The organism is Vibrio sp. 10N.237.312.B06 (genome assembly GCF_041464685.1).
In the GTDB taxonomy this organism is placed as follows: domain Bacteria; phylum Pseudomonadota; class Gammaproteobacteria; order Enterobacterales; family Vibrionaceae; genus Vibrio; species Vibrio tasmaniensis_A.
The window spans coordinates 1-7,600 of sequence record NZ_JBFSPI010000133.1; the positions used below are offsets into that span (position 1 = coordinate 1).

General features: G+C 42.2%; 7 protein-coding genes. 6 read left to right on the forward strand and 1 reads right to left on the reverse strand.

From position 1 onward, the window contains the following. Positions 1 to 314: 314 nt before the first annotated feature. Positions 315 to 869 (forward strand): hypothetical protein, encoded by a 555-nt coding sequence (locus AB6C75_RS22110; RefSeq protein WP_009847060.1) that lies wholly within the window; start codon positions 315 to 317, stop codon positions 867 to 869. 125 nt (positions 870 to 994) lie between these two features. Here the strand turns inward: AB6C75_RS22110 and AB6C75_RS22115 are convergent, their stop codons facing one another. Next, positions 995 to 1,576, reverse strand: coding sequence for a TfoX/Sxy family DNA transformation protein (locus tag AB6C75_RS22115; RefSeq protein WP_009847061.1), 582 nt, complete (start codon positions 1,574 to 1,576; stop codon positions 995 to 997). 355 nt (positions 1,577 to 1,931) lie between these two features. Here AB6C75_RS22115 and AB6C75_RS22120 point away from each other — a divergent pair, with 355 nt between their 5' ends. The 5 genes from AB6C75_RS22120 (at position 1,932) to AB6C75_RS22140 (ending at position 7,490) form a co-directional block, all read left to right on the forward strand. Next, the gene (locus tag AB6C75_RS22120) at positions 1,932 to 2,852 is read left to right on the forward strand and encodes an HDOD domain-containing protein (RefSeq protein ID WP_012604233.1); all 921 of its coding nucleotides are present in this window, start codon (positions 1,932 to 1,934) and stop codon (positions 2,850 to 2,852) included. 54 nt (positions 2,853 to 2,906) lie between these two features. Then, positions 2,907 to 3,812 carry a lysine exporter LysO family protein gene (locus tag AB6C75_RS22125; RefSeq protein ID WP_372109270.1) on the forward strand — a complete coding sequence of 302 codons (906 nt, stop codon included), beginning with the start codon at positions 2,907 to 2,909 and terminating at the stop codon, positions 3,810 to 3,812. Positions 3,813 to 3,986: 174 nt separating this feature from the next. Further along, a complete protein-coding gene (locus AB6C75_RS22130; RefSeq protein WP_372109272.1) occupies positions 3,987 to 4,514 on the forward strand; it encodes a hypothetical protein in 528 nt (175 codons plus the stop codon). A 118-nt stretch (positions 4,515 to 4,632) separates the two neighbouring features. Continuing rightward, complete coding sequence (panP, locus tag AB6C75_RS22135; RefSeq protein ID WP_372109273.1) at positions 4,633 to 6,276, forward strand: pyridoxal-dependent aspartate 1-decarboxylase PanP; 1,644 nt, start codon at positions 4,633 to 4,635, stop codon at positions 6,274 to 6,276. A gap of 359 nt (positions 6,277 to 6,635) precedes the next feature. Next, complete coding sequence (locus AB6C75_RS22140) at positions 6,636 to 7,490, forward strand: MurR/RpiR family transcriptional regulator (protein WP_004734686.1); 855 nt, start codon at positions 6,636 to 6,638, stop codon at positions 7,488 to 7,490. Positions 7,491 to 7,600: the final 110 nt, after the last annotated feature.

Genomic DNA, 7,600 nt, shown 5'->3' on the forward strand with positions numbered 1-7,600 from the left:
AACTCTTTACCATGCTGTTCAAAAAACACTCACGAAAGATCAACACGCCCTAGTATAACAGCGAGTAAATTAAGTGTATCTAATAGTTATCAATAACAAGTGAATGGATACTAGATTTTGTTAAATAACCCTAAAACATGAGATCTCTGTAACAGAGCAGTACTTTACTTGCTTATTTTTTAGCCAAATGACAAATGAATAGCATTTTTATGGGTTACTTTTCCGCGAGTTAGATTAAACTGTCTCAATGTTTATGGTTTGGCTATTTTTTATCAAACCAAAGGGATCAACACTAATAAAGGTTTACGGTCGTTATGCGCAAAATTCTACTTACTACCGCTATGCTATTGGCTTCTAGCCAAGCACTAGCTGTCGATGGACAACCAAATGAACAAGCACAAGTAATGAGCAACTTTAGCTACGATTACTTTGACGCTCGTATCGGTGCGAGCCCAATTACATTTGGTGGGGCGTTCAGTAAGTCAATCCACCCGAATGCTCACGCAGTAGCGCGTATCGATTCAGAATTTGAAGGCGATTACGACTCTGCTGTAGGTCTTGGTTTCCACGCTCCAATTAACAACTGGGCAGATCTAACGGGTGAAATGCTAGCTCGTATAGTTCAACCAGCTGCGAAAAGCTCTCCTGATGTTGGTATGGAATTCAACGTTGGTGTTCGTCAATGGCTTGGCCCACAACTAGAAGTTGGCGGCAAAGGCGGTTACGTTTCTATCGATGATAAAGATGATTGGATCGGTTCTGCTTACGTGCGTTTCCACTCTACAGAGCTTTTCTCTTTAGGTGCAGAAGTTCGTATCAATGATTTCTACGGTGATCAGTTAATGTTCACGACTCGTTTCAAGCTTTAAGTAAAACGAGAAAGCTCTTCATATGGGCTTAGCCTTTAAAACGGGCTAGATAGAAACAAAAAACCGAGGAAATCCCTCGGTTTTTATATATAAACAGTAATCTTATGCATATACAGGCGATATCTTTAGTGGCAGCTCTTTAATAATTGCTGCTTGCGTGGCTCTTGTAATAGTTTCCAGTGAATACCATCAATTGCACCCGCAAACTTCCAAAGTAATTTTAGGTCAACATCGTTTCCGTACGCTTCGCGAACCTTATTAAACACTTCAGATGCACCCAACTGCATAAACATTGAAACATCATCCACTCCAGCCTTTTTAACCATGCGTTCTAACGTCAGTTGCATGTTAGGCAAATCCCTTAATCTACGGCTAGCAGATGATTTTTTGAAGCTACGCTGCTGAATTGAATTATCGATTGAAGTACGAATAATACTATCCAATTCAGGATGCTCAGACGTAAAGAGATCCGTGATGTCGTAGTAATTCACGGTTGCTGTCGTCTGCTTTTTTACGTGACGATACTTTTCACAATCAAGCCCCGTCAGCTTTTTATCTAATAACTTCCCACCTCGAATGAATACACAATCTTCACTCAACAAAGCGAACATAGCGTCATTTTGAAAGAGGCCAATACCTCCAAACATAGAGCGCTTTTGATGTTCACCAAATTGATTCACGTAATTAATAAATGCTGTCTCGGTCATATCCGTTGATCCTTAATCAAATTACCCCGATTAGGTTGATCGCCAGACAAGCAGCTTTTTATGCGAAAAATTTTAAATCTATTTAATGTTTAGGTGAATATTATGGTTTCGTTTGTCACCTTTGAAATAAATGATACTTCGAAAAGAAAAATAAGTCAGGGCGCAGCTCACATCAATCAGTTGAATATCCTTACTTTTAATGATTTACATCACATTAAACTATCAAATCACGCCAAGAATTTAATTCTTAATGATACCCCCGTTCAAGTTATCAAAGCTTATGTGGTTCGATGAGTATTGCCTCGCAGCATCGCGGCTTGTAAAATGGTACGACATACATGTTCTTACTCTTAATATGAATCATTTATCATTTTTCTGGCTACCACAAAATAAAGCTCTTCTCCTTAAGGGCCTAGAATCCGAGTTTGCCCAACTTGTTGGACATTCCATCTCAGCGGGAAAAATAACTCTTCCTCCGATTCCTGAGGTTGTACTTAAAATTCAAAAGCTTTGTACTCTTGAACCAACAGGCGTCGCCGAAGTTGCCGAGTGCTTACTTGAAGACCCAGGGCTGACAGCAATCGTGATCAGAGTTGCTAACTCAGTTGTCTTCAACAGACGCAATATTACTTGTGTCGATGTTATGACGGCCGTATCGCGTCTTGGTATATTGAGAGTGCGTGACATTGTCACGGCCCAGGCTATTGAACAACTTAAACATTCCGTCAATTTGAATAAAGAGTGCAACGAGCTATTGGTTCAGAGCGCTTCTGTATCAAAAGAACTCGCCGCAACTATGGTGTTAGTCACTAACCTATTTAAAGAACTATCCCCTACCGAATACCGTTATCTAGAGCATGAAAAGTCACTACTTGTTGGGTTACTTGCAGACATTGGCTTGTTCTGTTTGGTTAGTGAATATCACCTCTACCTAGACAACGGGAACTATTTAGATCACGACATCGCACTGCAAATATTCCAAGGCCAATGTTCAGCAACCAGTAAGTTGGTCCTTAGACGCTGGGGTTTCGACAGCGACTTTATCGATGTGTGCAGCAACACCATTAATAATCACGAAGAGCGCGAGGTGTCTTACCTTGATATTGCGCGAATAGCTAACCACCTACTGATGTTTAGAAACAAGGATGAGAACATTGATGAGCACGAAGTAGAACTAAACGTGACAGGAGCGGAAGTACTTTATAAATTAAGCAACTTGAGCAAACAGGATTTTAATGCAAAGCTAAGTGACGTGATCAATACTAGCGGCTTCTAAGTTACTGTTAAATTGCTAGTAAATGCAATATGAAGTCAATGCAATGGGGAAAGCATGTTTACAGGGATGATCTTTATATTTGCGCCACTCGTCGTGGGGTATCTTTTTTCAATTTCGAACACTCAGAGGCTAGAATTTATCAACCGCTCTACTTCGCGGTTGATCTACGTGATTCTCGCGTTGATGGGACTAAGCTTAGCCGCACTCGATAACCTAGGCAGTAACCTGCAGACAATTCTTCTATACACGGCCACTTTCTTTGTCTGCTTAAGCGTTTGTAACCTAATGGCGCTACCTGCTATTGATAAGTTACTGCCACTCCAGACAGACAGCTGTAATAAGAAACTCCCCCTGTCTTCTATGGCGATGGAGTCTGCCAAACTCATATTAGTGGTCGGTTCCGGCCTTATTGCGGGTTTAGTTCTGCCTATTGGCCTTGATTGGGTTGATACCGCGAGTGAATGGATTCTGTTTGTTCTACTGTTCTTTATTGGCATTCAGTTACGCAATAGCGGACTAACACTTCGTCAAATCTTACTCAACAAGCACGGTATGGTAATCGCAGTCGCAATCATCGCCACCTCAATGCTTGGTGGTATTATTGCGGCTTATATCCTTGATATCCCTTTGTTCAAAGCCTTGGCAATGTCTTCAGGGTTTGGCTGGTATTCTTTAGCCGGTATCTTGATGGGCGATGCCTTTGGTCCTATTTATGGCGGCGCTTCTTTCATGCTTGAGTTGTTAAGAGAGTTAGTTGCTTTGGTACTTATTCCTGTGCTGATCCGGAGCTACCCATGCACATCGATTGGTTATGCAGGCGCAACAGCGATGGATTTCACATTACCTGTCATTCAAACCACAGGTGGCGTTCGGTGCGTGCCAGTCGCCATAGTCAGTGGCTTTATCCTCAGCTTGCTTGTCCCGATTTTGATGTTGTTCTTTGTATCTCTTGCTAACTAGATCGCAGGAATAGCGTTTGTTTTAGATTAGAATGCAACTCGAATACCGATGCCCAAGACACCGATACAGTTACCGAAATAAAAAGACACTAAGTGTCATTGCTCAACAAATAATGATCACGGTAATCTGTAACGACAACGTTATAAAAAGAATAAACTTACAAAAGGAACCGCTATGAAACGCCTTTGCGTCGCATTACTGCTAGCTTCAACTTCGACTTTCTCTTTTTCAGCAGATTCAATGTCTGAGACAAATCAGTGCCAAGCAAAAAAATATGATGCGTACATCGACGCCTCTTTAGGTTGGTATGCTGACCTCGCTACATTAACTTCTGAGCAATACCCAGAATTGACAGAAGTAAGCGAGTGGTTCCTAGAAGGTCGTAAGCACCACTTCGAGCTTAATCGCGCTGCGGTAAACTACTACCTTGTGAACGATTCAAGCAAAGTGGCAACAGAGCAACCGGTAGAAGGCTGGCTGCAACTGGAACAACACGACATTAAGACGTTATCAACACGTGATGATGAGCTTGGTAGAATTGCGAAAACAACGTTCGACGACCGCCAATCAACACCTCACGCTCAAAACTACGAGCTACGTTCCGCCTTTGCTGAGCTGCTTAGTCACCCTAAGCAAATCGATACAGCACTGCAGCGTTACAACCAGTCGATCGCCAAACTAGAAGCGATCAAGTGTAAATAACCCTTAATTTACTATGCTTTTATGGGAAATTGGATTTCATAATTAAGACGGGACATTGTTCCCGTTTTCGTTTAGATTATCCCGCTCGCGTCAATATAAGAAAAATAACTCGCTTGCTATGGTTACGGAACAAAAAACAGCAGATGTTAGCTTTGACAGTCTTCTACGTATCTTTACAGTACCAGAAGGCCCAGACTCAACACTCACTCAAATCGAAGACAAACTTTCACGAAACCTGAATCAATTCTTACGTGAACACATTGTGGCTGAAGAAAAGCCATTACGTGAGATTGAGAAAGATTTTTCGAATGCTCATATCCCAGAGCAGCCTGAGTTTGTTTCAGAACATACCGAGCATCTCCTCGATTCTCTTGTATCTCATTCTGTACATACGTCGTCGCCAAGTTTTATTGGTCACATGACGTCTGCGCTACCCTATTTCCTGATGCCGCTGTCTAAAATCATGATTGCGCTAAATCAGAATCTAGTAAAAATCGAGACCTCAAAAGCTTTCACTCCCCTAGAACGTCAAGTTCTGGGTATGTTACATCGCCTGATTTATCAGGATAGCGACCAGTTTTATTCTCGCTGGATGCACAGTGCCAACCACTCTTTAGGAGCGTTTTGTTCTGGCGGTACCATCGCGAATATTACTGCGCTTTGGGTTGCTCGTAACAATGCGCTAAAAGCACAAGGTTCGTTCAAAGGTGTGGAAAAAGAAGGCTTATTTAAAGCCATGAAGCACTACGGCTACGAAGGCCTTGCTATCTTGGTTTCTGAACGTGGTCACTACTCTCTGAAAAAAGCAGCGGATGTCCTTGGTATTGGTCAAGAAGGTCTAGTGTCTGTTAAAACGGATAACGACAACCGCATTTGTACTGACGATCTAAGACTCAAGATTGAACAGCTCAAGCAGAATAAGATAAAGCCTTTCGCTGTCATTGGTGTGGCTGGTACAACCGAAACCGGTAATATCGACCCTCTAAGAGACATTGCAGAAGTGTGTGCTGAATCCGATTGTCATTTCCATGTTGATGCCGCTTGGGGCGGTGCGACTCTAATGTCGAACAACCATCGTCACCTACTTGATGGTATTGAATTGGCTGATTCAGTTACGATTGATGCACATAAACAGCTTTATATCCCTATGGGTGCTGGCATGGTTTTGTTTAAGAAGCCAGATGCGATGACCGCAATCGAACATCATGCTCAATACATCCTTCGCAAAGGCTCAAAAGACTTAGGTAGCCATACGTTAGAAGGCTCTCGTTCAGGTATGGCAATGTTAGTCTACGCCTCAATGCACATCATCAGTCGCCCTGGGTATGAACTGCTGATCGACCAGAGCATCAATAAAGCGCGCTACTTTGCTGACCTGATTAAAGATCAAAACGACTTCGAACTGGTTTCAGAGCCTGAGCTTTGCCTACTGACCTATCGCTATGTGCCTGAATCAGTCAAAGCAGCACTACTCAAGGCTAAAGCACCAGAGCGTGTTGAACTGAATGAGCTACTGAATGAACTGACCAAGTTTATTCAGAAGAAGCAACGTGAAACGGGCAAGTCTTTCGTATCGCGCACCCGCTTAAACCCCGAAATATGGGCGCATCAGCCAACCATCGTTTTCCGTGTAGTATTAGCAAACCCACTGACGGGCAACGATATTCTCTCTTCAGTGCTTGAAGAACAGCGTGAAATCTCTAAACTAGCACCCAACTTGATGAGTAAAATCACCAAATTGGTTAAGCTAATCAACGCCTAGCCATTCAATTTTAGTTGCATCAAATTGAAAATTTCTTTCTTTTTGATGTAACTTAGCTGTCAGTTCATACTCAATTTGCATTCTTTTTGCTCAAACCCTCTTCCAATTCTGTAGTTTTCTAAAATTTTGTTGAGGTTTGTCATATTCTTAAGCATTGATGCCGTGTTTTTGTATTAGTGAATAGTATGTTGGGTTTATACTGACTCTATGGTGCTAGTTAGCTTGATATCTATTTGATGCAGTAGAATTTACAATACCGAATATAAGTTTGGTTTTGTATTTTCTTATATTTGTTTCAGCCATACCCCCTGGTAAAAGATATTAACTAGCAAGTTGTTCTCTATACCCTTGTGAACACTATGAATACATTAGAAAAAATACAAAAAAACCTGGAAAACTTCAGCAAGTCTGAGCGTAAGGTAGCCGAAGTAATCATGGCTTCCCCTCAAACTGCAATTCATTCTAGCATTGCTACCTTAGCGAAAATGGCTGACGTGAGTGAGCCTACAGTTAACCGCTTCTGTCGTCGTTTAGACACAAAGGGCTTCCCTGACTTTAAACTTCACCTAGCTCAAAGCTTGGCGAACGGTACACCTTACGTGAACCGTAATGTTGAAGAAGATGACGGCCCAGATGCTTACACGCATAAGATTTTTGAATCAACTATGGCTTGTCTAGATGTTGCTAAAAACAGTTTAGACGCGATGCAAGTAAACCGAGCGGTTGACTTACTGACTCAAGCAAAACGCATTTCGTTCTTCGGACTGGGTGCCTCTTCTGCTGTAGCCAAAGATGCTCAAAACAAATTCATTCGTTTCAATATCCCAATCACTTGTTTCGAAGACATCGTGATGCAACGCATGAGCTGCATTAACTGCAGTGATAACGATGTTATTGTTCTGATCTCTCACACTGGCCGCACTAAAAGCCAAGTAGAGATTGCGAACTTAGCTCGTGAAAACGGCGCGACAGTTATCGCTATCACAGCAAAAGACTCTCCGCTAGATAAAGCGAGTTCTCTGTCTATCTCATTGGATGTACCGGAAGACACTGACGTTTACATGCCAATGGCAAGTCGTGTTGTTCAGATGACGGTTATCGATGTGTTAGCAACAGGCTTTACGCTTCGTCGTGGTTCTGGCTTCCGAGAGAACCTGAAACGGGTAAAAGAGTCACTTCGTGATTCACGTTACGAAAAGTACTCTCAGTTCTAATCTGTTAAGATGTGAGCTTAAGAATTAAATTCAATTGAAAAACGGAGCCTAGAGCTCTAATGCCGATCAGTTAAAGCCAAAGTGATCGGTTGAAGGATCCTTCCGAGCTG

Excerpts from the sequence above, each read along its gene's own strand:
- AB6C75_RS22110 (WP_009847060.1), top strand. The coding sequence starts at position 315 with ATGCGCAAAATTCTACTTACTACCGCTATGCTATTGGCTTCTAGCCAA.
- AB6C75_RS22115 (WP_009847061.1), bottom strand. The coding sequence starts at position 1,576 with ATGACCGAGACAGCATTTATTAATTACGTGAATCAATTTGGTGAACAT.
- AB6C75_RS22120 (WP_012604233.1), top strand. The coding sequence starts at position 1,932 with ATGAATCATTTATCATTTTTCTGGCTACCACAAAATAAAGCTCTTCTC.
- AB6C75_RS22125 (WP_372109270.1), top strand. The coding sequence starts at position 2,907 with ATGTTTACAGGGATGATCTTTATATTTGCGCCACTCGTCGTGGGGTAT.
- AB6C75_RS22130 (WP_372109272.1), top strand. The coding sequence starts at position 3,987 with ATGAAACGCCTTTGCGTCGCATTACTGCTAGCTTCAACTTCGACTTTC.
- panP (WP_372109273.1), top strand. The coding sequence starts at position 4,633 with ATGGTTACGGAACAAAAAACAGCAGATGTTAGCTTTGACAGTCTTCTA.
- AB6C75_RS22140 (WP_004734686.1), top strand. The coding sequence starts at position 6,636 with ATGAATACATTAGAAAAAATACAAAAAAACCTGGAAAACTTCAGCAAG.